This is a genomic window from Neorhizobium tomejilense (assembly GCF_964254135.1).
GTDB classification, from domain to species: Bacteria; Pseudomonadota; Alphaproteobacteria; order Rhizobiales; family Rhizobiaceae; genus Neorhizobium; species Neorhizobium tomejilense.
Map to the genome: position 1 here is coordinate 132124 of NZ_CAXUSO020000001.1, position 22343 is coordinate 154466.

A 22343-nucleotide genomic window follows, 5' to 3' on the forward strand; every position below is an offset into this window, starting at 1 on the left:
CTCCTTTTCAAGATGACGTGGATATAGAACTTGAGAGACCGCACGAAAATTGGGTACAGTCGGCACAGGCTGTGCGGAATTTCGAACAATGAAGATCGATCTGAGTGATCTGAATGCCTTTGTGGCAGTGGCGCGCGCCGGCGGGTTCCGCGAGGGTGCGCGGACCACAGGCGGCAGCGCATCAGGATTGAGCGAGGCGGTACGGCGTGTCGAGGCGCAACTCGGGGTCAGGCTTCTCAATCGGACGACACGCAGCGTGGTGCCGACGGAAGCAGGCGCCGGTCTGCTGGCTCGGTTGACCCCAGCGCTCGCGGAGGTGGACGCGGCACTCGACGTGGTCAACAGGTTTCGCGACAAACCTGCGGGTATTCTCCGCCTCAATGTACCGGTCAGCGCCGCCCGGCTGGTGCTCCCGGCGATCGTCCCGCGGTTCCTCGCGGCCTATCCCGACATCAGGCTCGAAATCGCCGCCGATGACAGCTTCGTCGACGTGCTGGCTGCGGGATGCGACGCCGGCATCCGTTATGACGAGCGGCTGGAGCAGGACATGATCGCGGTGCCGATCGGTCCGCGCTTGCAGCGCTTCGCGGCCGCGGCATCCCCCGCATACCTCGATCGCCATGGCCGTCCCGATCATCCGCGCGACCTGCTTGGCCATGCCTGCATTCGCGGGCGTTTCACAAGCGGCGCGATGATGCTCTGGGAATTCGAACGGGACGGCGAGGTGGTGCGGATCGATCCGACGGGGCCGCTGATCGTGCAGATAGGTGCGGCAACCGACCTTGCCGTCGATGCAGCGATTGCCGGCACCGGCATCATGTTGCTGTTCGAGGACTGGCTGCGGCCCCATCTTGCCAACGGCTCTCTCGAACCTGTGCTCGAGCCGTGGTGGCCGCAATTTTCCGGCCCGTTTCTCTATTACCCCGGCCGACGGCTCGTACCGGCGCCGCTGCGGGCCTTCATCGATTTCGTCAAAGCGTCCAACCAATCGTGAGAGCGTGATGCCGCCCTCGTGTTCGACCGAGGGGGGTCCTCATATCGGGTGTCCGTTAGTTGCAACCGGCCTTCTGCCGGTCCCGCCTGGAACCACGTTCCCGATGGGGCGTTCAGGAGCAGCGCGGAGCATGACATGGCTGGCAACTGGATTCATCTTTGCATCGACATGCAGCGGATCTTCGCTGAAGACACTCCTTGGCACGTCCCCTGGATGCGCCAGGTATCGCCATCGATCGAGGAGATTTCCGGCCGCCACCCGGAGAAGACGATCTTTACGAGGTTCGTCACGCCGTCGCGGCCCGAAGCGATGGAGGGCATGTGGCGGGTGTATTATGAAAAGTGGAGGATGATGACGCGAGAGCATCTCGATCCAGGCCTCGTCGATCTGATCCCGTCCTTGAAAGCGCTTGTCCCTCCTGCACGCATCTTCGACAAGATGACGTATTCTCCCTGGGTGAGCGGAGGGCTGCATGGAATGCTCTTGAAGGAGGGTATCGGAACCGTGGTCCTGACCGGCGGTGAGACCGACGTTTGCGTCCTCTCCACAGCGCTTGGCGCCATCGATCTCGGATACCATGTGATCGTGCTGAGGGATGCCGTCTGCAGCGGAGCGGATGACACACATGACGCGTCGCTCGAACTTTTGGGAGACCGCTTCTCGGTTCAGCTCCACCTCGCGACGACCGAAGAATTCCTGCGAGAACTCTAGAAAGCCCGCCCGCTCGGCGGAAGCACCAGCCTGCCCGATTTCCGAGCTAAAAGCCCGGTTTAACGCCATGAAATAAAGCACTCCGCGCGGCCCTGCTCCATTTTGCTGCTCTGGGTTTGGAGGTCCCTGCCGACATATTAACGAGTCGTTGACTACGTGCTTTAGCGATTTTTAATATTCGCATATGCTAGTGGATGCGAGCAGCGCAATGCGGACATGACGTCTTCTGCAGCCTTGGGCAAAACAATAACGCAGGGATCCGCCATGCTCGCACGCCGACCGAAGGAGAGCCGTGAAGGCTACTCCGTTTTCATCGCCACCTCGCTGCTCCTTCTTGTTGCCATGATCCTGGGTGGGATAGGTGCTCACGTGGTCGATCGCATGCGCAGTTCCGCCAACGCGCTGGACGACAACAGAGCCATTCTGGCGGCAGAGGCGGCGGTCTCCTCGTTCAAGGAAAAACTTGCCGCGACCGTGCGAGACAATGCCGTCTGGGATGACGCCTACAAGGCGATAACCCAAGGGGATCGCGAGGGTTGGGTCTATGAGAATTGGGGCAAGACCAGCGAGGACTACGCGCTCTATGACGGGATAGTGCTGACCGCGCCAGCAGGCGGCAAGAGCATCGCCTATCTCAAGGCCGATATAATAGACCCGACCGAATATCTCGGCTCCAAGTTTACGGGGCAGACGGAAGCCGCCGCTCGGCCTGGCATCGACCCCATCGTCAATTTTTTCAGAAACGGCGATGATATCATTGCGGTGGCTTCGGAAGCGGTCCAGCCGTTCGGGTCGCAGGTACAGGATCAAACCTTCTATGTTCTCAGCTTCTTCAAGACCCTGACGTCTGAAGTCGTGGCCCAGATGGCCAAGGAACATCAGCTCCCGGAGCTCCACATAACTGACCGTCCGGCGGGCGATCTTCTGAATTCCCCGCTCATGGATGTGGATGGAATTGAAGTCGCGCGTTTGGCTTGGCCCAGTGCCGCTCCGGGAAACACGATTTTTGACGAGGCGCGCCCCTTTATCGCCGCGGCGGTCGCAATCCTCGGCGTTTATCTGGTTGGCGTCCTGTTTGCAGGCTTGTCAGAAACGCGGCGGCTGAAGAGCCTGGCGGATCGCGCCCAGCACGAAGCAACGCATGACAGCCTCAGCGGTCTCTTGAACAGGCTCGGCCTGATCGAAGGACTGGACCGGTTGATGCAGGCCGACAAGAGCCAGGTACTGGTCTTGCACCTTATCGATCTCGACGGGTTCAAGGCAGTCAACGATGCCTGGGGGCATGCGATTGGAGATCAGCTGATCAGGCTGGTGGCGGAAGCCCTGCGCGACATCCACGGAGACGTATTCGGTGTCGCCCGGTTGGGCGGTGATGAATTCGCTCTGGTTCAGCGCGGCTCCGCAAACCTCGCCGAATTTGACAATCAAGTTCTCGAACGTCTCAAAAGGCCGTTTCTCATCGAAGGCCGCACGATCGAAATTGGCGCAAGCATCGGCGTTGCCTGCCGTGACGACGCAGGGAATGCGCACGAACTTCTTCGCCGGGCGGATATGGCCCTTTATGAAGCGAAGGAAATGGGCAGGGGATGCGCCGTCACCTATCATCCGGATCTTGACCGCCAGCGTGAGAAGATCGCGGGTTTGGAAAGCGACCTTCGGCGCGCCCTCCAGAACGACGAGATCCAGCCGGTTTTCCAGCCGCTGGCTTCGGCGGCCTCGGGCGAGATCACGGGCGTGGAGGCGCTGGCAAGGTGGAGACGCGCCGAAGGAGCAATCGGCCCGGACGCGTTCATACCTCTGGCGGAGAAATGCGGGTTGATCGATATCCTCGGCCTCCAGATGCTTCGGAAGTCCATCGTGGCATCCCGGGCATGGTCGCCGCTCTCCCTGTCGGTCAATGTTTCTCCGATCCAGCTATGCAACCCCAATTTCGCCGGGGATGTGCTCGCTGTCTTGAAAGAGGAAGGTTTTGATCCATCGCGGCTGACACTCGAGATCACCGAAGCGGTGTTGATGTCCAACCCTGAACAGGCCAGACGCTCCATCACCGCCCTGAAATTGGCAGGCATCCGTTTTGCTCTTGATGATTTTGGCGCCGGTTATGCCAGTATCGGCACGCTTCGTGAGTTCGGCTTCGACCGGATGAAGATCGATCGCTCCCTGGTTCAAGCCATAGATGACGGCAGCACCGGCCGGAACGTCCTGACGGCCACGATCTCCTTGGCCCAGGCCCTCGGGATCCCAGTCACGGCCGAAGGCATTGAATCCGCCGATCAAGCGGACGTCTTGCGAATTGCCGGTTGCGATCAGCTGCAAGGTTTTCTGGTGGGCAGACCCATGGGGCGAGACGAGCTTGCGTCCTGGCTAGCATCATCGATCGCCGCTTGAGGGTGTTCTTCTTGTGACAGTGCCGGCCTAAGCCAAATGCTGTTGTCTGACCTCGTCGAACGGTAGCTCCACCGTGAAGGTCGTGCCCTTGCCCAGAAGGCTCTGGACCGAGATTGAGCCGCCATGCAATTCCACAATTTCCTTGACGATATTGAGACCGATCCCCGTTCCCGCGATACCGGTGGCGCTGCGGGCGCGAAAGTAGGGTTCGAACAGCTTCGGCAGGTCGTCTGCATCCATGCCGATGCCGGAATCGCTGACGCTGACCAGAACCCGCTGACCGTCTTTCCATCCGCTGACACGGATCCTGGAACCGGCGGGCGAGTATTTCACCGCGTTTGACAACAGATTGGAAAAGACCCGCTCTATTGCGGCCCCGTCGATCATCTGCAGGGCTGGAAGCGCTTCGAGATCGTAGCTGATCGTGTGGCTCTTGCTGATCTCCGCCCGGTTTGCGATGCAATGGCGCAGAATCGCACTGAGCGAACCGGCTTCCTTGTTGATCGCAATGGTCCCTGTCTCCAGCCGCCCGGCGGCGAGGATGCTTTCCATCAGCTCGACCATGCGGGCGACGGCGCCCTTGATCTGCAGAGCCTTGCCTTCCAGGAACTGGGGAGTCGCAGCCGCTTTCGTGCGCGTCAGCCGCTGAGCTGCTCCGTCGATCACGGCCAGAGGCGTCCTGAACTCGTGCGAGATCATCCCCACGAAGCGGCGCTGCAGCGCATTGATGCCCCGTTCATGCTGGAGAAGGCGATCCAGCTCGACGTTCTTCTCCTGCACTTCCGCGGTCCTCGCCAGAACGATCTTTTCCAGTTCGTCCCGATGCTGGCGCAATCTGCGCTCGCTGGACTGAAGGGCTTTGAGGGCAAGCTGGCGGTCGTGCACGTCCTCGAGGAGGCCATACCAGCGGATGACCTCGCCGTCGCCGTCGAGCCGGGGAGCAGCACGGTTCCGATACCACCGATACCGCCCTTTCGTTGTCCCGATCCTGTAGATCATGTCGAACGGCACGCCGGTGTGGACCGCGGATCCCCATTTGGCAATCACTTCAGGCAGGTCCGCCGGGTGCAGGGTCTTCTCCCACCCGCGTCCCAGCGCTTCGCCGACCTCCCGTCCGGAAGCATTCTGCCAACCCGGACCGACTTCGATGACGTTTCCTTCTGCGTCGGCCAACCACGGTGTTTGGGGATGCAGTTCAACGAGCGAGCGATAGTGTTCCTCACTGGCCCGCAGGACCTGTTCGGCGTGACGGAGTTTGGTAATGTCGGAAATGACGACAACGACAACCGGTTTCTTTCCGCCGGGCACTGGTACGAAAGACCGCCGTTTGTGCGTGAAAAGCGTCCGGGTCGAACCATCCGGCCCGGTGAGCTCTTCCTCGAACCGCCGTTCCTCGCCGGTGGCCAGCACTCCCGCGTCCACCTTCTGGATTCGATCGGCTTCGTCCGCAGGCAAGAAGTCGTGGTCCGTGTGGCCAAGCACGTCTTCGAGGTTCACGCCGAACATCTCGCATGCCTTGCTGTTGAGGAACAGGAAACGCGACTCTCCATCCTTGATGATCGTAGGTCCTGGAGCGTCCTCGAACAGGTCTTCCAGAAGTTCGCGGTGAGGCGTTTGCAGATCAGGTTCGATGGCGGAGCAATGGTTCATTGGCAGGCGTCCAGTTACTCGCGTAAATTGATCGATGCCTAATGTACATTCAGAGCGTTACCGAATGCTGAAACCGGACGTTGCTGCCTTACGCGGCAAGGCGCTTCTATCAGCAGGCCGGCGAGGGCCATTTCTTCAGCGCGCCCTGACGGAAATTTCGTGGCCGCATCACGGTATGCGGCCACTTATCAAGGTTGCCCGGTGACCGCTGCGGAGATGTCGGGCAACTATTCCTCGACCCAATAGGAGGTCGTGTTCTCGATGACTTTCTTGATTTTGCGATTGTCTCTCCACTCTCGTCCGGTGTCACGGATGACCGGTTTCTGCTGGGGAGAGAATATGTAGTTCTTGTGCGGCGCCGCCAACCGTTCAAGCTCTGCGTTGACGCCGGAATAGAATTGTTTTTCCGGATCCCGAGAAGGGTCCATCAGGCTTGAAGCCTGTCGGGCGAACGAGCCCCGAAGAATGGAGGGGGAGGTGGTGAATTTCGGAAAAGTCCTGAACAGCGGGATTTTTATACCCAGGAACCGCGCATATTCGTTCCTCTCGTGAAGATGACCGTCCTTGGCGATATTCCAGTTCTGGTCGGCCGTGTGAAAGGAAACCTGCATCACGCCCGGATCTGAAAACGGGCCGAAAATCTCCTCGCCGAGGTCGGTCAGCGCGACCCAGTCATCCTCGATGTGGAAGACATAGTCGGAACGCGTGTTGGTCCACAGACGCTGAACCGCGGCGCCAAAACCCGGCTCGCTCGGTCTGAAGAAGGATGCCGACGGCAGGTAGTTGCCGACCACGCGCAGGCACTCGGCTTCATCTTCCTCCGTGCCGAAGATCGGATCTATGTTCACGAGGACATTCGAGAAGGAAAAATGAGCAAAGCAGCGCTTTGAGAAACTTTCCAATGTCTGCTCAAGCAAGCCCGGCCTTCTGCCGGCAACGATACACAAATCCACACTAAAATTCGCCACGCGGCATATCTCCGGAAAACCCGGAACTCCGTATAGAGTTTCTTTCGCCTAGATACCATAGTGCCCGCAAGGTCACCCCCGGCGTCGAGACATGCTGTCCAGCGACCGTGCATAAAGACGCTTGATCGGAGCCATCCGAAATCGACGGCGCACTCACGCCGCCCGGGGAGGTGCCTGGCTCCGCCTCGACCTTGAGAGCACGACACAGTTCGCGGCCGCTTCCCGCGATGGCAAGCGGCAACGCAGAGACGTCGGGCAACTGCTCCGGCAGGGGACACGCCGGTTGCGTTCCACAAGCCGATACGGGCTACCTTCTGAAGAAGGAAGCCAGGTATGCAAGGGTGCCACTGGATCTGCGGGTGGCTATCGAACGCACCTGATGGGCGACTGTACTTGCGCTCACATGGGCTCCGAAGTGGCAGAAGCAGACCAGTTTGTGGAGCTGTCGGTCGGACAATTCAAAAAACCGTCTGGCTTCCCCATAGGTGTCGTTCCGCATCCCCGCTGCGCGCAGGACCGGATCGCCGAAGGCGACGGCAATCGCCGTCCCGTCGCCACGCATGGCGGCCCTTATTTCATCCGGCTGGTATTCGGTTTCCCGAAATGTCGAAAGGGATCGATCGGGGTTGAGCTCAAGAATCTCGGCCCACCGCTCGAGCCGCTCGCTGCTGGACATCTGGAAGTCGGGATAGCTGCGATTTATCCTGGCGATAGTCCTCAGCTGGTCGACTGCACGTTGCTCCATTACGGCCTCCTATTTGAACAAAATAGATGCCCGTCGCCCGATCTGTAATGTGATCCAGACCGCTTTTGATGTCCAATCACGATTGGCCACCGGCAGGAGCTCCGGTCTTTCCTGTAATCAAAATTGATGAGTGGGGATCAACGTCGCCTTTGCGTCCCGCCGCGCCTGGAGTTGCCGGATCGGCAGAGACCTGCTCAGGCGCCGTCCTCAGGCGAAAAGGTCACCCTTCTGAAGGATCTCGCGGGGATGGGCGGAATGTTCCTTCACCACCGTCTCGCTGCTGTCGATTTCCTGCAGCATGACGTCGTAGCCCCACAGATCCGCCAGATGCTGCAGAACCTGCCGGGTTTCGCTGTCTTCGAGAACCCAGTCGTTCGGCGCCCGGTGTTGCAGGAGAAGGCGACGGTCCCCGGCGAGATCGACATCGATGATGTCGATCCTCGGATCGGTCCAGCCGATATCGTATTCGCGCGCCAGCTGGCGGCGAACGCGTTTGTAGCCCCGCTCGTCGTGGATCGCCGAAACCAGTATCCCTTCGCTCATCTGCGGATCGTCGTAGAGCTGGAAAAGGCGCCACTTGCGGATCAGGTGCGGGCTCAGGAACTGGCTGATGAAGCTCTCGTCGCGGTAGTCCGCCCAGATGCCGCGCAGGACCTGCATCGGATCTCCGCGGCCGGCGATATCCGGGAACCATTCGCGGTCCTCATCGGTCGGCTTCGTCACGATCCGCTCGATATCCTGCATCATTGCAAAGCCGATGGCATAGGGGTTGAAGCCGGAGAAACGCCGGTCGTCATAGGTCGGCTGGAACACGACATTGGTGTGGGATTTCAGGAACTCGAAATAGTTCCCGTCGCTGATCTGCCCACGGTCGTGCAGTCTTTCCATGATCTGGTAATGGACATAGGTCGCAGTCCCCTCGTTCATCACCTTGGTCTGGCGCTGCGGGTGGAAATATTGCGCTACGTGGCGGACGATGCGGAGGATTTCCCTTTGCCACGGCTGCAGCCGGGGCGACGACTTTTCGAGGAAATAGAGCAGATTGTCCTGCGGCAGGCCGAGCGCCGCGCGCCGTCTTTCGAAATCGACGTCGGCCGCATCGCGCTTGCGGCCCGTTGGCACCGTGCGCCAGAGGTCGTTGAACATCTGCTCTTCATGGGCGCGCCGTTCCAGCTGGCGTTTTTCCTCCTGACGCAGGTCGAGCCGCGTCTTGCCCGCATAACGGTGCACGCCATGCGACATCAGCGCATGGGCGGCATCGAGGGTCCGTTCGACCGCCGTTTCGCCGTAACGTTCTTCGCAGCGGGCGATGTAGCTCTTGGCGAAATCGAGATAGTCGAGAATGCCCTCGGCATCCGTCCAGAGCTTGAAGAGATAGTTGTTCTTGAAGAAATGGTTATGACCGAAGGCCGCATGGGCGATCACCAGGGTCTGCATCGTCGCGGTGTTCTCCTCCATCAGGTAGGAGATGCAGGGCGACGAGTTGATGACGATCTCATAGGCGAGATCCCGCATGCCGCGGCGGTAGAAGGCCTCGTGATGGGCGAAATGTTTCCCGAACGACCAGTGCCGGTAAAACAGCGGCATGCCGGTCGATGAATAGGCGTCCAGCATCTGCTCGGCGGTGATCACCTCGATCTGGTTCGGGTAGACATCGAGCCCGAGTTCGCCGATCGCGATCTCCTCGCAGGCATCGTGGATGCGCTGCAGGGTGGCGAAATCCCAGTCGGCGCCGTCGAAGAGCAGTCGATTCTTCTGCATAGCCGCCTGGGTCATGGCACCGCCTTCGTTGGTGTCGAACGCTTCTGGAAGAGGTCGTGGAAGACCGGAAAGATCTCGTTCTTGCGGCAGACCTTGCGCATCGCAAGAGTTGCCGAGTTCGATCGGATGCTTTCATAAAGGCGCCAGAGGGGCGAATTGGAGGCGAGGGAATCCCCGCCCTCCTCATCGACTTCGATATAGGCGAAATACTGGCAGAGCGGCAGGATCTCGTGTCTCAGCAGATGGCCGGCCGGACCTTCGTCCCGGTAGGAGTTGTCGCCGTCCGAAGCCTGCGCAGCGTAGATGTTCCATTCGGTGGGATCGAAGCGTGCGGCGATGATGGAACGCATCGCCACAAGCGCGCTCGATACCAGCGTGCCGCCGGTGGCCTGGCCGTAGAAGAAGGTCTCCTCGTCGACCTCCTCGGCCTTCTCGGTGTGGCGGATGAAGACGATTTCGACCTTCTCGTAGCGCTGCGAAAGAAACAGATAGAGCAGCAGGTAGAAACGCTTGGCCAGATCCTTCATGTGCTCCGACATCGATCCAGAGACGTCCATCAGGCAGAACATCACCGCCTTCGCAACCGGCTTCGGTTCGTTGTCGAAACGGCGGTAGCGAACGTCGAGCGGATCGACATAGGGAATGCGCCGGATCCTGTCGGTCAGCGACTTGAGTTCCGCCTCCAGCGCAAGGCGGGTCTCATCATCCTCGCTTTCCTCGATCTGGCGTTGCAGCGCCTCGATCTCGGCAGGCTTGGGGCGTTTGAGAGCGATGCGCCGCATCATGGCGAGCCGCGTCGTCCGGTCGATGGAGAGATTGGAAGGGGAGCCGGAAATGGAGTAGCCGGCGCGAACCGGGCTCATCTCCTCGGTCTCGCTCAGCCGCCGCTTGGCGAGTTCGGGCAGTTCGAGGTCATCCAGAAACACCGAGAGGAATTCCTCGCGCGTCAGCACGAAGCGGAAGCCGTCTTCACCGTCGCCTTGGCCGGCCTCCTTGGGCCTGCCGGCACCCTGACCCGGCGGGCGAGGAATGATATCGCCTTCGACGAACGCCCGGTTGCCGGGCAGGACATGATCCGTAATCCCGCCTTCGGCTCGGCGGAAGCTCGGCTCGCCCATGCCGCCGATCGGGAGGCTGACTTCGCCGCCATCCAGTACATCACGGATGCTGCGGCTTTGCAGGGATCGCCTGACTGCTTGCTGCACGGCCTCCTTCGCGCGCCGCAGAAACCGCTGCCGATTTTCCAAACTTTTACCGCGCGGGTTCAGCCGCCGGTCGATGATGTGCATGTTGGCTCCTGCATGAGCATTAGGGTCTGTACTCAACTAGGTTTCGGACGCCGCACAACCCAGTATGCCACAATCCTACGTCCTGTCGTCACACACAATGATGGAGATGGAATCCACCTTTGTGTGTCTAAGGAACTGAACGGTTTTCCTGCATGCTGCGTTCCAAATCCTAATTGAGTACAGACGCTAACCTGCCTGTTTGACCCGCATGTACCACTCCACCAGACGGCGAACCTGTCTCTCGGTGTAGCCGCGCCCCGTCATGCGCGACACGAACTCGCTGTGTTTCTTTTCTGTTTCGCCGTCCTTCTTCGATCCGAAGGAGATGACCGGCAGAAGATCCTCCACCTGGGAGAACATTCTTTTCTCGATCACTTCCCGGATCTTCTCATAGCTCGCCCAGGACGGGTTCTTGCCGCCGTTATTGGCGCGCGAGCGGAGGCAGAACTTGACGATCTCGTTGCGGAAATCCTTGGGGTTGGCGATGCCCGCCGGTTTTTCGATCTTGGTCAGTTCCTGGTTCAGGAGTTCGCGATCGAGAAGCTGCCCGGTGTCCGGATCCTTGAAATCGACGTCCTCGATCCAGGCGTCGGCGTAGTCGACGTAACGATCGAAGAGATTCTGACCGTAATCGGAATAGGATTCCAGGTAGGCCTTCTGGATCTCGTTGCCGATGAACTCTGCATACCGCGGGGCAAGGTCTGCCTTGATGAACTCGATATACCGCTTTTCGGTTTCCTCCTGAAACTGTTCGCGGCGGATGGCCTGTTCCAGCACGTACATAAGGTGGACCGGATCGGCGCCGATATCCGTCGTGTCGTGGTTGAAGGTCGAGGCTAGTACCTTGAAGGCAAAACGTGTCGATATTCCGTCCATGCCTTCATCGACGCCGGCCGCGTCATGATATTCCTGCACGCTGCGGGCGCGCGGATCGGTTTCCTTGAGGCTTTCGCCGTCATAGGCACGCATCTTGGAGAAGAAGGTCGAGTTCTCGTGCTTGCGCAGCCGCGAGAGTACGGAAAACCGGGCCAGCATCTCAAGCGTCGCGGGCGCGCAGGAGGCATCCGCAAGCTCCGAGCCTTCAATCAGCTTCTCATAGATATGCTGCTCTTCGGTCACCCGCAGGCAATAAGGAACCTTGATGACGCAGATGCGGTCGATGAAGGCCTCGTTGTTCTTGTTCGCCTTGAAGCTCTGCCATTCCGCCTCGTTCGAATGGGCAAGGATGACGCCGGAGAAGGGAATGGCCCCGATATTCTCGGTGCCCATGTAGTTGCCTTCCTGCGTCGCCGTCAGCAGCGGATGCAGCATCTTGATCGGCGCCTTGAACATCTCGACAAATTCGAGCACGCCCTGGTTGGCCCGGTTGAGCCCGCCGGAATAGCTGTAGGCGTCCGAGTCGTTCTGGGAATAGTTTTCGAGCTTGCGGATGTCGACCTTGCCGACCAGCGACGAGACGTCCTGATTGTTCTCGTCGCCCGGTTCGGTCTTGGCGATGCCGATCTGGCGCAGTCGTGAGGGCTGCAGCCTCACCACCCGGAAACGGGATATGTCGCCTCCGAATTCATCGAGTCGCTTCAGGCACCAGGGGCTCATCAACCCGCTGAGGCGCCGGGTCGGAACGCCGTACTGCTCGAGCAGCATCGGCCCCATCGCCACCGGATCGAAGAGATTGAGCGGGCTTTCGAAGACCGGGCTGATATCATCGCCGGCCTTCAGCACGTAGATCGGATTGGCCTCCATCAGCAGCTTCAGCCGCTCGGCGAGCGACGACTTGCCGCCACCGACCGGACCGAGCAGGTAGAGGATCTGCTTTCGCTCCTCGAGGCCCTGCGCCGCGTGCCGGAAGAAGGAAACGATCCGCTCGATCGTCTCTTCCATGCCGAAGAAACCGGAAAAAGCCGGATAGGCCCGGATGGTGCGGTTCATGAAGATCCGGCCGAGCCTGGCATCCTTGGCCGTGTCGACCATCTGCGGCTCGCCGATCGCCGCCAGCAGCCGCTCGGCCGCGTTGGCATAGGCCATCGGATCTTTTTTACAAATCGCCAGATACTCGGCGACAGACATGTCTGTCTCGCGCCGGGCTTCGTAGTTCCTGGTGAAGGCATCGAACAAGGATTCACTCGGCATAGGCTACTCCAGTCAGGGTTGCGCTACTGCTCGACTGCCGCAAAGATTGAAAACGCTGCGGCAATCTATTGAGAATCAAGATGTTTCTAAACCTAATACGACACCCGGAGCGTTTTCATGGCAATGCACAAAAATGTGCGTCCACAAATCCGTGCTGACTTGGCAAACAGCAAGTCGGGGCCTGTTGCATCCCCACCACAACGTCTGCTCAACGCTTCGGGTCTTACAGGAAATCGCGTCGTCGGCGGGGAAGACAAGCCCTGCTTCGCCGTCTATGGATGCAACCGGCAGCGAGACGGGCGTTTTTTATGGACCAGCGGTTTTTCGATAGAGGCTCCGTGGAGGTGGCGCGTGACCTGATCGGCGTCGAGCTCGATGTCTCCGGTGCGGGCGGCGTGATCGTCGAGACGGAAGCCTATGAGCCGGACGACCCGGCATCCCACAGTTTTCGCGGGCCCACGCAGAGGAACGCGGTGATGTTCGGCCCGCCCGGGCATGCCTATGTCTATCGTTCCTACGGCATTCACTGGTGCCTGAATTTCGTCTGCCGGCCCGGCAGCGCCGTGCTGATCAGGGCGCTGCAGCCGGTCAGAGGCCTTGAGGAGATGGAGAAGAGGCGCCGCCTTGCCGATCCGCTACTCCTGTGTTCCGGTCCGGGCCGACTCTGCCAGGCGCTCGACATCACCATCGAGCACAACGGCCTGCCGCTGTTCGCGCCTCCGTTCGATCTCACTTTGCCGCAAACGCCGCCATTGATCGTCACCGGGCGGCGGATTGGCATCTCCCAGGCTGTCGACCTGCCATGGCGTTTCGGTCTTTCCGGCTCGCTGCATATCAGCAGGAAGTTCTCCGGCAAGGGTGGCACGGCGCTTTGAGTTAAAAGCTTATCCGTTGCGGCCGCTCGCCGATATGGGAGACAAGGCGGGTTGGCCGACATTCAAGCGGCGATTTGAGAAAAACCGTAACCACCGCGTAGTGCCGAAGCGAATGCCCTGATAGCGGGTAATATGCGCCCGGTTGAAGCAAATCAGGCATCCTTGCACCTTCCATTAACCTTCAGGCAAGGAATTAACCATACATATTAGAGACCACGGCGAAATGGGATGACTGCGGTCTCCCACCAGGCATGAAGCCGCAAAGCCGTACCGGTCCAATCCGGTATCCGCTCATGAAAATCCAGCAAAGCCGTGGTGACCGCGTTGCCCATGCCCGACGGATATTGATCCGGTTTGGCGAGCATTCCCGTTTATCAGGCGCTGGCGACAGCAGCTCGCATGCCGCCGATCCTCTCCGAGGATTGGCTTGATTAATTTGGGGACGGCTTTGGTGCAGGAAATGCCATCGGATCAGGCGCGACGTGGCCAGGCAGGCAGCCTGGGCGAGAGACTGGCATTTGCCGGCCTCGACGGCGAACTGCGCGATCTGCTGCGCCGCTGCCGCCCGCAGCTCGACCGGCATCTGAAGACCGGTCTGCGCGACCTTTTTCACCGCTTTCAATCCTTTCCGGAAGCCGCTCGCAATTTCGAAAGCGAGCAGCAGATCGAACGGCTGCACGACCTGCAGGCCTCCCATTGGGGCGTGCTGACCGATGCCCGCTTCGATGCGCTCTACGCCGAGCGGGTGAAGGTTCTCTCCGACGCCGAGAGCCGCATGGGCCTCGATCCGCGCTGGCACGTCGCCGGTCACGCCGTGATGCTCGAACACCTGATCGCCGGCGCGATCGTCGATCTCGCTCCGAAATCGCTGCTGCCGGGCGGCCGCAAGCGTGAGCAGGAGCTGCTCGACCTCGTCGGCGCGATTACCCGCCTGGTGATGGTCGATGTCGAGATTGCCGTCTCGCTCCGCTTCAACGAACAGCGCCAGAAGCACCAGCGCGCGCTCGCCGAACAGCGCGAAGCCGATCATGCGCAGGCGATCGAAACATTCACCGACGTCATCGCAGCGCTTGCAGACCGCGATCTGACGGCCTCTCTGCCGGCCGATGTGCCGGATGTCTATCGCGAGCTCGCCGATCTTCTCAACCAGGCGGTCGCCGGCATGCGCTCCTCGGTCGAGACCGCCGATGGACATGGCCAGAAGGCTGGTGCGCTCACCCAATCGCTTGCCGAAGGCGCCCGCTCGTTCGCCTCCGCTTCCGAAGAACAGTCGGCCCGCCTCAGGGAGGCGGCACGCGTGCTGCTCGACGTTACGGCCAGGGTCAAGGGAAGTGCTGCCGAGACGGCTGCCGCTGAAAAAGCCGCCGCCGAGACGCGCCGTTCGGTCGAGGCAAGCGGCGAGGTCGTCGGCCGGGCGATCAACGCCATGGCGGATATCGAATCCTCGGCCGAAAAAATCGGCGAGATCATCGGCGTCATCGACGACATCGCGTTTCAGACCAACCTGCTGGCGCTGAACGCCGGCATCGAAGCGGCCCGCGCCGGTGAGACGGGCCGCGGGTTTGCGGTCGTTGCCCAGGAAGTGCGCGCGCTTGCACAGCGCTCCGCTGATGCCGCCCGCGAGATCAAGACGCTCGTCAACGGCACCAAGTCGCAGGTGGATGCGGGTGTCCAGATGGTTCACCGCACCCAGGAGGCGATCGGCGGCATCGTCCGCCAGGTTTCCGACATCAATGACGCGATCGCCGGCATCGCCCGCGATACCGGCGAGCAGGCCGTCGGTCTCGACCGATTGACCATCGAGATCGGTTCGGTCAGCGAACACGTCGCCTCGAATGCAAGCCTTGCGTCCCGCGCTGGCGAAGGCGCCGACGAACTCCATACAGTCATCCTGGAACTCGGACGGACGGTCCGCGAGTTCCGGATCGAACGACAGAACCGCTATGCGGATGCGCGCCGGCCGGCAGCGCCGAGAACCCCGCCCACTCTCGTCCCGATCGCGCCGATGGCCTCCGAGCGTGCGGATGACGGCGAATACATCTTTCAGAAACGACAAGGAATAAGCTGATGGCAGCAAAGAAGGCTGGACCTGCAAGTTTGAAGCTGGCCGCGGTGCTGGACCTCAACGAGGCCTCGAACCTGCATGGCAAGCTGGTCTCCATGCGCGGCAGCGATCTCAGGATCGATGCGTCGGGCGTCGAACGCGTCGGTGTCCAGTGCGCCCAGGTTCTGCTCGCCGGCGTCAAGGCTTGGGAAGAAGACAAGAAGTCCCTCCTCGTGGAGAAGGCTTCGGATGCATTTCAGAAGACGATGCAACTCATCGGCATCAATAACCAGAATTTGGTTGCTAAGGAGATCTAGCAATGAAGAAAAAAGTACTGACCGTGGATGACTCACGGACGATCCGGAACATGCTTCTGGTGACCCTGAATAACGCAGGTTTTGAAACAATCCAGGCGGAAGACGGCGTTGAAGGCCTCGAAGTCCTCGAGGGCTGCAATCCGGACGTCATCGTCACGGATATCAACATGCCGCGCCTCGACGGCTTCGGTTTCATCGAAGGCGTTCGCCGCAACGAAAAATTTCGCGCCGTCCCGATCCTCGTCCTGACGACGGAAAGCGATGCCGAGAAGAAGAACCGGGCCCGGCAGGCCGGCGCGACGGGCTGGATCGTCAAGCCTTTCGATCCTGCCAAACTGATTGATGCGATCGAGCGTGTAACCGCCTGAGCCAGGAATTCCCCCGATGGATATGAACGAAATCAAAGAGATCTTCTTTCAGGAATGCGAAGAGCAGCTCGCTGAACTGGAGTCGGGTCTTCTCAAGCTGAACGACGGGGATCGCGACCCCGAAACGGTGAACGCCGTTTTCCGTGCCGTTCATTCCATCAAGGGGGGCGCCGGTGCCTTCGGTCTGGACGACCTGGTCTCCTTCGCCCACGTCTTCGAGACGACGCTCGATTGCGTGCGCTCCAACAAGCTGGAGCCGACGCAGGACGTCCTGAAGGTCATGCTGAAATCGGCCGACGTGCTCGCCGACCTCGTCACCGCGTCGCGTGACGGCGGCGGCGTCGATGAGTCGAGAAGCCGCAGTCTCGTCAAGGAACTCGAGGCGCTTGCCCATGGCGAGTTGCCGTCTTCCTCCGGCCACGACGCTCCGAAACCGGCCGCAAAGGCTGTTCCTGCGGCGAAAACGGAGCTTCCCAAGCCGAGCGACGACAGCGGCTTCCAGCCGATCCCCTTCTCGTTCGACGGTTTCGGCGAGGACGATGAGCCGGCGGTCGAAGGTTCGCTCTACGAGGTGATCTTCAAGCCGCGCCGCGAACTCTATTCCAAGGGCAACGAGGCGGCGCTCCTGCTGCGCGACCTGTCTCGTCTGGGAGAGATGAGCATCAATTGCGATACGGATGCTCTGCCGACCCTCGACAAGATGGATCCGGAAGCGTCCTACTTCAGCTGGAAGATCTCGATCCGGACCACCCGGAGCGAAGACGACATCCGCGCCGTCTTCGAATTCGCGGAATGGGATTGCGACCTCGAAGTGAAGTTTGCCGAAGAGGCATCTTCCAACGAGGAACTGCCGATGGTCCCGGTTCCGTTCGATCTCTCGATCCTCGATGACTCTTCGGCCGGCGAAGACGCAGGCCAACGGGGTGCTTCGGAAGAAACGGTCGCCGCGGCCCTCTCCGCCGCCGAGACCGCGAGCAACGTCTCCAGGGCCGCTCGTGTCGCCGAGAAGAAGGAGTCGGCCGCCGCCAGTGCCGCCGCCCAGAACAATGCCGCAGCCGCCGCTGCTGGCGCGGGCCAGACGATCCGCGTCGATCTCGACCGCGTCGACCGCCTCATCAACCTCGTCGGCGAACTCGTCATCAACCAGGCGATGCTCTCCCAGAGCGTCGTCGAGAACGACGCGACCGGTACATCGGCCGTCAACATGGGCCTCGAAGAGCTGCAGCAGCTCACCCGCGAGATCCAGGACTCGGTCATGGCGATCCGCGCGCAGCCGGTGAAGCCGGTTTTCCAGCGCATGTCGCGTATCGTTCGCGAAGTGGCCGACATGGTCGGCAAGTCGATCCGCCTGGTCACCGAAGGTGAAAACACCGAAGTCGACAAGACGGTCATCGACAAGATCGCCGAACCGCTGACCCACATGATCCGCAATGCCGTCGACCACGGCATCGAGTCGCCCGAAAAGCGCGAAGCCGCCGGCAAGGACCCGGAAGGCACGATCAAGCTGACCGCGAAACATCGTTCGGGCCGCATCCTGATCGAGCTCGCCGACGACGGCGCCGGCATCAACCGCGAGCGCGTTCGCCAGAAGGCGATCGACAACGACATCATCGCGGCCGACGCCAACCTGTCGGACGACGAGATCGATAACCTGATCTTCATGGCGGGCTTCTCCACCGCCGACAAGATCTCCGACATTTCCGGCCGCGGCGTCGGCATGGACGTGGTCAAGCGGTCGATCCAGGCGCTTGGCGGCCGTATCTCGATCTCGTCGCGGCCGGGCTTCGGCTCGACCTTCACCATGAGTCTGCCGCTGACGCTCGCCGTCCTCGACGGCATGGTGGTCACGGTCGCCGGCCAGACGCTGGTGGTACCGCTCACCGCCATCGTCGAGACGCTGCAGCCGGAGGCTGCCGCCATCCATTCCTTCGGCGCCAATCAACGGCTTATCTCGATCCGCAACTCGTTCTGCCCGCTGGTCGATGTCGGTCGGGTCCTCAACTACCGCGCCACCCAGGCCAATCCGGTCGAAGGTGTCGCGCTGCTGGTGGAATCGGAAGGCGGCGGACAGCGCGCACTGATGGTCGATGCCATCCAGGGCCAGCGCCAGGTCGTCATCAAGTCGCTCGAGGCGAACTACACACACGTCCCCGGCATCGCCGCAGCCACCATCCTCGGTGATGGCCGCGTCGCACTCATCCTCGATGTCGATGCGGTGGTCGCAGCGTCGCGAGGTCAGTCCATGAAACCTGAAATGTCGTTAGCCGCCACGGGTTGAGTTCACATGTCGTATGCCGTGAAGAATCTGGTCCAGGGAAGCAAGGAGCTGATCGCTTTTCGCATCAGCGATCAGGAATTTTGCGTGAACATCATGTCCGTCCGCGAAATTCGCGGATGGACGCAGGCAACACCGCTGCCGCATGCGCCCGCCTACGTCATGGGTGTCATCAATCTGCGCGGCGCGGTTCTGCCGATTGTCGACCTTTCGGCCCGGCTTGGCATGAAGGATGCCGAGCCGACGGCACGCCATGTGATCATCGTGGCGCAGATGAAGACCAAAGTTGTTGGTCTCCTCGTCGAAGCCGTTTCCGATATCCTTACGATTAACGACGAGAATATCCAGCCAGTACCGGAAGTCTCTTCCGATCTGGAGAGACAATACGCCCGGGGGATTCTCGCCATCGATAAGCGGATGATCTGCATGATCGAGTTGGACGCCCTCTTCCCCGACATGGAAAGCGAAGTTGCATGAAGCCCCTGGGCGCCATCGAAAGCCGACAGTCACCGGATGAAGTCCTCGCAAGCGGCGAATATCCGCTGACGCGTCGTGACCTCACCGACATCTCGGCGATGATCTACTCGGATGCCGGTATCTATCTCAACGATTCCAAGGCCTCGCTCGTCTATTCCCGCCTTTCCAAGCATATCCGGGCTTTGGGGCTGCGCGGGTTCAAGGACTATTGCGTTTTGGTGGCGTCGCCTGAAGGTGCCGCCGCCCGCCGAGAGATGCTGTCGCATCTGACAACCAACTTCACCCGTTTCTTCCGCGAGAACCATCACTTCGAGCACCTTCGCGACGAGGTTCTGCCGGGTTTGATCAACCGCGCCAAGAGCGGCGGTCGCGTGCGCATCTGGTCGGCTGCCTGTTCGGACGGGCAGGAGCCCTATTCGATTGCGCTGACCGCACTGTCGCTGCTTCCCAATGCGGCCGATCTCGACTTCCGTATCCTGGCGACCGATATCGATCCGAAGATCCTGGCCGCGGCCCGCGCCGGTGTCTACGATGAGAACGCGCTCGAGACCATGACGCCCGCCATGCGCAAGCAATGGTTCCGGGAGGTCGATGCCGGCGGACGCCGCAGGTTCCAGATCGATGAACGCGTCAAGAAGCTGATCACCTTCAACGAGCTGAACCTGATGGCGCAATGGCCCTTCAAGGGCAATTTCGATGTCATCTTCTGCCGCAACGTCGTCATCTATTTCGACGAGCCGACGCAGATGAAAATCTGGTCCCGCTTTGCCTCGCTCCTGCCTGAAGGCGGACATCTTTATATCGGCCATTCCGAGCGCGTCTCCGGCGACGCGAAAAACCTGTTCGATAATATCGGTATCACGACCTATCGCTATACCGGTAAGAGCGCAGGGAGGAAGGCATGAGCGCTCCGGCACGGGTCCTGGTCGTCGACGATTCCCCGACCATGCGTGGCCTGATTACGGCCATCCTGAATTCCGATCCGGAAGTCAACGTCGTCGGCCAGGCCGGCGACGCGCTGGAAGCGCGCGTCGCGATCAAGCAGCTCAATCCCGATGTCGTCACCCTCGATATCGAGATGCCCAATATGAACGGGCTGGAATTCCTCGAAAAGATCATGCGCCTGCGTCCGATGCCGGTCATCATGGTTTCGGCCATGACCCATCAGGGTGCCAACGCGACGCTCGCCGCTCTCGAAATCGGCGCCTTTGACTGTGTCGGCAAGCCGGCCCCCGGCGACGTTCGCCCTTTCATGGATCTTGCTGAAAAGGTGAAGGCTGCAGCCCGGTCAGGACCACGCCGGAACGGACCTGCGCCAGTCATCGCAGCCTCTCCCGCAGCGGAATACCGTGTCGGCAGGAAGGTTGTAGCTATAGGATCGTCAACCGGAGGCGTTGAAGCTCTCATCGCGGTACTGCAAAAGTTCCCGCAAAACTGCCCGCCGACCGTAATTACTCAACATATGCCTTCCACGTTTACCAAAAGTTTTGCTGAACGGCTTAATCGTATCTGCGCTCCTGTGGTGCAGGAAGCCACCGATGGCGCGCGGCTGGAGATCGGCAAGATCTACCTCGCGCCAGGTGGCGAACGGCACTTGCAGGTGGTCAATCCGTCGGCGCCATGTTGCCGGCTGATCGAAAGGGAGCCGGTAAACGGTCACAGGCCCTCGGTGGACGTCCTTTTCGACTCGGTCGCCGATCTGGCGGGTCGCAATGCGGTCGGGGTTATCCTGACGGGCATGGGCCGCGACGGAGCTGCAGGTTTGCTCAGAATGCGTAGCGCGGGCGCACGCACGATCGGGCAGAACGAAAAGACGTGTGTGGTCTACGGCATGCCGAGGGTTGCCCATGAAATGGGGGCCGTCGAGCAGCAGCTGCCGCTGGGCGCCATTGGTGAAGAAGTGTTGAAGTTAACTGCCGCCCGAAAAGAAGGTACCGAATAAATGTCTATCGCTGAAAAAATCAAAGTTCTGATCGTTGATGATCAGGTCACCAGCCGCCTGCTGCTCAGCGACGCCCTGACACAGCTCGGCTTCAAACAGATCACGTCTGCCGGCGATGGCGAGCAGGGCATGAAGATCATGGCCGAACAGCCGCACCATCTCGTCATTTCGGATTTCAACATGCCGAAAATGGACGGTATCGGTTTCCTTCAGGCCGTTCGCGCCAATCCGAACACCAAGAAGGCCGCATTCATCATCCTGACGGCGCAGGGCGACCGCGCCCTGGTTCAAAAGGCTGCATCGCTCGGCGCCAACAACGTTCTCGCCAAGCCGTTCACGATCGAAAAGATGAAGGCCGCTATCGAAGCGGTGTTTGGAGCATTGAAATGAATGACGCCGCTGCAGTCAGGCGTGTCCATATCATCCAGGGGGAATTTAAGGTCCTGAACGACCCGAATGCTGTTCTCTCGACGATCTTGGGCTCATGCGTGGCTGCTTGTCTTCGCGATCCTGTCGCCGGTATCGGCGGCATGAACCACTTCCTGCTTCCGGGATCCGGCGGCTCCATGACCTCGGGCGGCGATGCAACGCGTTATGGCGTGCATCTGATGGAGTTGCTGATCAACGGACTTTTGAAGCAGGGTGCCCGGCGAGACCGGTTGGAAGCGAAGATTTTCGGCGGCGCCAAGACAATTGCCAGCTTTTCGAATGTCGGCGAACAGAATGCCGCATTCGCGATGCAATTTCTAAAGGACGAAGGCATTCCGGTGGTCGGTTCCTCAACGGGCGGGGAACATGGGCGCAAGCTGGAGTTCTGGCCCGTGAGCGGCCGGGCTCGTCAGTATCCCCTGACCGGCGCCGAAACGCAACGGACGGTGGCTATGGAGGAGCGTCCGGTACGCACGCCGCCGAAGCCGGTCGAGAGCTCAATCGAGTTCTTTTAAAGAAGTCATTTCTCGGGGCGAAAGAAGCCATGAACGACATCGTCAAGACGCCAATCGCTCCCTTTGAGGAATCTCTTCCAGAAGTCCTGATGCGTCTGGTCTCGGAGCTTCATGACGTCGCATACCTGATCGAACGGGTCGAGCCGCAGCTTCTGGAGCTCGGCGGCGAAACGATCCTGCAGTCGCCGGACAGCCTGAAAGTCCTGCAGGGCATCGACCTTGCCGTCCAGAAGACGCGCGGCCTTGCAGAATTCGTCGACACGATCACCGGCGGCATTCCGAGCGACTGGATGGTCGATGTCTCGACCGCCCTCAATCTCGTCAAACTCGCCGACATGCAGAAGGCGCTCACCAACGGCATGCGCCACGGCCATTCCCAGCCTTTGAGCAAGGCAGCCGGCGATTTCGATTTTTTCTGATCGCCAGCCCTGACATGCATGCTTCGGCCATGATGGCCCAGGCACC

General features: G+C 60.4%; 20 protein-coding genes. 14 read left to right on the plus strand and 6 right to left on the minus strand.

All coding sequences use genetic code 11. The features are described 5' to 3' along the window. The first annotated feature begins 88 nt into the window (after nucleotides 1–88). From ACSQ3G_RS00670 to ACSQ3G_RS00680, 3 genes are all read left to right on the plus strand, one after another. Nucleotides 89–994, plus strand: coding sequence for a LysR family transcriptional regulator (locus ACSQ3G_RS00670; protein WP_436108699.1), 906 nt, complete (start codon nucleotides 89–91; stop codon nucleotides 992–994). Between the two features lie 135 nt (nucleotides 995–1129). Continuing rightward, nucleotides 1130–1705: a cysteine hydrolase family protein gene (locus ACSQ3G_RS00675; protein WP_105426287.1), complete on the plus strand. Its 576-nt coding sequence runs from the start codon at nucleotides 1130–1132 to the stop codon at nucleotides 1703–1705. Between the two features lie 264 nt (nucleotides 1706–1969). Continuing rightward, entirely contained in the window at nucleotides 1970–4093 is a 2124-nt protein-coding gene (locus ACSQ3G_RS00680) for a bifunctional diguanylate cyclase/phosphodiesterase (protein ID WP_436111647.1), read from the plus strand. A 27-nt stretch (nucleotides 4094–4120) separates the two neighbouring features. Here ACSQ3G_RS00680 and ACSQ3G_RS00685 read toward each other — a convergent pair whose 3' ends face one another. From ACSQ3G_RS00685 to ACSQ3G_RS00710, 6 genes are all read right to left on the minus strand, one after another. Next, on the minus strand, nucleotides 4121–5743 hold the full coding sequence (locus tag ACSQ3G_RS00685; protein WP_436108700.1) for a sensor histidine kinase: 1623 nt from the start codon (nucleotides 5741–5743) through the stop codon (nucleotides 4121–4123). Between the two features lie 227 nt (nucleotides 5744–5970). After that, entirely contained in the window at nucleotides 5971–6591 is a 621-nt protein-coding gene (locus ACSQ3G_RS00690) for a hypothetical protein (protein WP_436108701.1), read from the minus strand. A 427-nt stretch (nucleotides 6592–7018) separates the two neighbouring features. Then, the gene (locus ACSQ3G_RS00695) at nucleotides 7019–7456 is read right to left on the minus strand and encodes a hypothetical protein (RefSeq protein ID WP_046664787.1); all 438 of its coding nucleotides are present in this window, start codon (nucleotides 7454–7456) and stop codon (nucleotides 7019–7021) included. A gap of 207 nt (nucleotides 7457–7663) precedes the next feature. Continuing rightward, nucleotides 7664–9232, minus strand: a complete 1569-nt coding sequence (locus ACSQ3G_RS00700) for a SpoVR family protein (protein ID WP_105438552.1) — start codon at nucleotides 9230–9232, stop codon at nucleotides 7664–7666. Beyond that, nucleotides 9229–10506 carry a YeaH/YhbH family protein gene (locus ACSQ3G_RS00705; protein ID WP_436108702.1) on the minus strand — a complete coding sequence of 426 codons (1278 nt, stop codon included), beginning with the start codon at nucleotides 10504–10506 and terminating at the stop codon, nucleotides 9229–9231. Before ACSQ3G_RS00705 ends, ACSQ3G_RS00700 begins: the two co-directional genes overlap by 4 nt. Nucleotides 10507–10692: 186 nt before the next feature. Then, nucleotides 10693–12636, minus strand: coding sequence for a PrkA family serine protein kinase (locus tag ACSQ3G_RS00710; RefSeq protein ID WP_436108703.1), 1944 nt, complete (start codon nucleotides 12634–12636; stop codon nucleotides 10693–10695). Nucleotides 12637–12944: 308 nt separating this feature from the next. Here ACSQ3G_RS00710 and ACSQ3G_RS00715 point away from each other — a divergent pair, with 308 nt between their 5' ends. The 11 genes from ACSQ3G_RS00715 to cheT all read left to right on the plus strand — a co-directional run bounded on the left by ACSQ3G_RS00715 (nucleotide 12945) and on the right by cheT (nucleotide 22297). Next, on the plus strand, nucleotides 12945–13511 hold the full coding sequence (locus ACSQ3G_RS00715) for a DNA-3-methyladenine glycosylase (protein WP_436108704.1): 567 nt from the start codon (nucleotides 12945–12947) through the stop codon (nucleotides 13509–13511). A gap of 460 nt (nucleotides 13512–13971) precedes the next feature. After that, a complete protein-coding gene (locus ACSQ3G_RS00720) occupies nucleotides 13972–15579 on the plus strand; it encodes a globin-coupled sensor protein (protein ID WP_436108705.1) in 1608 nt (535 codons plus the stop codon). Beyond that, on the plus strand, nucleotides 15579–15872 hold the full coding sequence (locus tag ACSQ3G_RS00725) for an STAS domain-containing protein (RefSeq protein ID WP_037087115.1): 294 nt from the start codon (nucleotides 15579–15581) through the stop codon (nucleotides 15870–15872). Before ACSQ3G_RS00720 ends, ACSQ3G_RS00725 begins: the two co-directional genes overlap by 1 nt. Nucleotides 15873–15874: 2 nt before the next feature. Further along, complete coding sequence (gene cheY1 / locus ACSQ3G_RS00730; protein WP_037087114.1) at nucleotides 15875–16240, plus strand: chemotaxis response regulator CheY1; 366 nt, start codon at nucleotides 15875–15877, stop codon at nucleotides 16238–16240. A 16-nt stretch (nucleotides 16241–16256) separates the two neighbouring features. Then, nucleotides 16257–18518, plus strand: a complete 2262-nt coding sequence (locus tag ACSQ3G_RS00735; protein ID WP_436108706.1) for a chemotaxis protein CheA — start codon at nucleotides 16257–16259, stop codon at nucleotides 18516–18518. 6 nt (nucleotides 18519–18524) lie between these two features. Then, nucleotides 18525–18992, plus strand: coding sequence for a chemotaxis protein CheW (locus ACSQ3G_RS00740; protein WP_105404065.1), 468 nt, complete (start codon nucleotides 18525–18527; stop codon nucleotides 18990–18992). After that, nucleotides 18989–19897 (plus strand): protein-glutamate O-methyltransferase CheR, encoded by a 909-nt coding sequence (cheR, locus tag ACSQ3G_RS00745; RefSeq protein ID WP_436108707.1) that lies wholly within the window; start codon nucleotides 18989–18991, stop codon nucleotides 19895–19897. The genes ACSQ3G_RS00740 and cheR overlap by 4 nt, the downstream gene beginning before the upstream one ends. Further along, nucleotides 19894–20934 (plus strand): protein-glutamate O-methylesterase CheB, encoded by a 1041-nt coding sequence (gene cheB / locus ACSQ3G_RS00750; RefSeq protein ID WP_046630655.1) that lies wholly within the window; start codon nucleotides 19894–19896, stop codon nucleotides 20932–20934. The genes cheR and cheB overlap by 4 nt, the downstream gene beginning before the upstream one ends. Next, a complete protein-coding gene (locus ACSQ3G_RS00755; RefSeq protein WP_007759259.1) occupies nucleotides 20935–21324 on the plus strand; it encodes a response regulator in 390 nt (129 codons plus the stop codon). Then, a complete protein-coding gene (gene cheD / locus ACSQ3G_RS00760) occupies nucleotides 21321–21878 on the plus strand; it encodes a chemoreceptor glutamine deamidase CheD (protein ID WP_046603224.1) in 558 nt (185 codons plus the stop codon). Before ACSQ3G_RS00755 ends, cheD begins: the two co-directional genes overlap by 4 nt. Before the next feature lie 29 nt (nucleotides 21879–21907). Beyond that, on the plus strand, nucleotides 21908–22297 hold the full coding sequence (gene cheT, locus ACSQ3G_RS00765; RefSeq protein WP_046664774.1) for a chemotaxis protein CheT: 390 nt from the start codon (nucleotides 21908–21910) through the stop codon (nucleotides 22295–22297). The last annotated feature ends 46 nt before the right edge of the window (nucleotides 22298–22343 follow it).

What these genes read in the sequence shown, in the direction of transcription:
- ACSQ3G_RS00670 (WP_436108699.1), top strand. Translation starts at nt 89, where the DNA reads ATGAAGATCGATCTGAGTGATCTGAATGCCTTTGTGGCAGTGGCGCGC.
- ACSQ3G_RS00675 (WP_105426287.1), top strand. Translation starts at nt 1,130, where the DNA reads ATGGCTGGCAACTGGATTCATCTTTGCATCGACATGCAGCGGATCTTC.
- ACSQ3G_RS00680 (WP_436111647.1), top strand. Translation starts at nt 1,970, where the DNA reads ATGCTCGCACGCCGACCGAAGGAGAGCCGTGAAGGCTACTCCGTTTTC.
- ACSQ3G_RS00685 (WP_436108700.1), bottom strand. Translation starts at nt 5,743, where the DNA reads ATGAACCATTGCTCCGCCATCGAACCTGATCTGCAAACGCCTCACCGC.
- ACSQ3G_RS00695 (WP_046664787.1), bottom strand. Translation starts at nt 7,456, where the DNA reads ATGGAGCAACGTGCAGTCGACCAGCTGAGGACTATCGCCAGGATAAAT.
- ACSQ3G_RS00700 (WP_105438552.1), bottom strand. Translation starts at nt 9,232, where the DNA reads ATGACCCAGGCGGCTATGCAGAAGAATCGACTGCTCTTCGACGGCGCC.
- ACSQ3G_RS00705 (WP_436108702.1), bottom strand. Translation starts at nt 10,506, where the DNA reads ATGCACATCATCGACCGGCGGCTGAACCCGCGCGGTAAAAGTTTGGAA.
- ACSQ3G_RS00710 (WP_436108703.1), bottom strand. Translation starts at nt 12,636, where the DNA reads ATGCCGAGTGAATCCTTGTTCGATGCCTTCACCAGGAACTACGAAGCC.
- ACSQ3G_RS00715 (WP_436108704.1), top strand. Translation starts at nt 12,945, where the DNA reads ATGGACCAGCGGTTTTTCGATAGAGGCTCCGTGGAGGTGGCGCGTGAC.
- ACSQ3G_RS00720 (WP_436108705.1), top strand. Translation starts at nt 13,972, where the DNA reads ATGCCATCGGATCAGGCGCGACGTGGCCAGGCAGGCAGCCTGGGCGAG.
- ACSQ3G_RS00725 (WP_037087115.1), top strand. Translation starts at nt 15,579, where the DNA reads ATGGCAGCAAAGAAGGCTGGACCTGCAAGTTTGAAGCTGGCCGCGGTG.
- cheY1 (WP_037087114.1), top strand. Translation starts at nt 15,875, where the DNA reads ATGAAGAAAAAAGTACTGACCGTGGATGACTCACGGACGATCCGGAAC.
- ACSQ3G_RS00735 (WP_436108706.1), top strand. Translation starts at nt 16,257, where the DNA reads ATGGATATGAACGAAATCAAAGAGATCTTCTTTCAGGAATGCGAAGAG.
- ACSQ3G_RS00740 (WP_105404065.1), top strand. Translation starts at nt 18,525, where the DNA reads ATGTCGTATGCCGTGAAGAATCTGGTCCAGGGAAGCAAGGAGCTGATC.
- cheR (WP_436108707.1), top strand. Translation starts at nt 18,989, where the DNA reads ATGAAGCCCCTGGGCGCCATCGAAAGCCGACAGTCACCGGATGAAGTC.
- cheB (WP_046630655.1), top strand. Translation starts at nt 19,894, where the DNA reads ATGAGCGCTCCGGCACGGGTCCTGGTCGTCGACGATTCCCCGACCATG.
- ACSQ3G_RS00755 (WP_007759259.1), top strand. Translation starts at nt 20,935, where the DNA reads ATGTCTATCGCTGAAAAAATCAAAGTTCTGATCGTTGATGATCAGGTC.
- cheD (WP_046603224.1), top strand. Translation starts at nt 21,321, where the DNA reads ATGAATGACGCCGCTGCAGTCAGGCGTGTCCATATCATCCAGGGGGAA.
- cheT (WP_046664774.1), top strand. Translation starts at nt 21,908, where the DNA reads ATGAACGACATCGTCAAGACGCCAATCGCTCCCTTTGAGGAATCTCTT.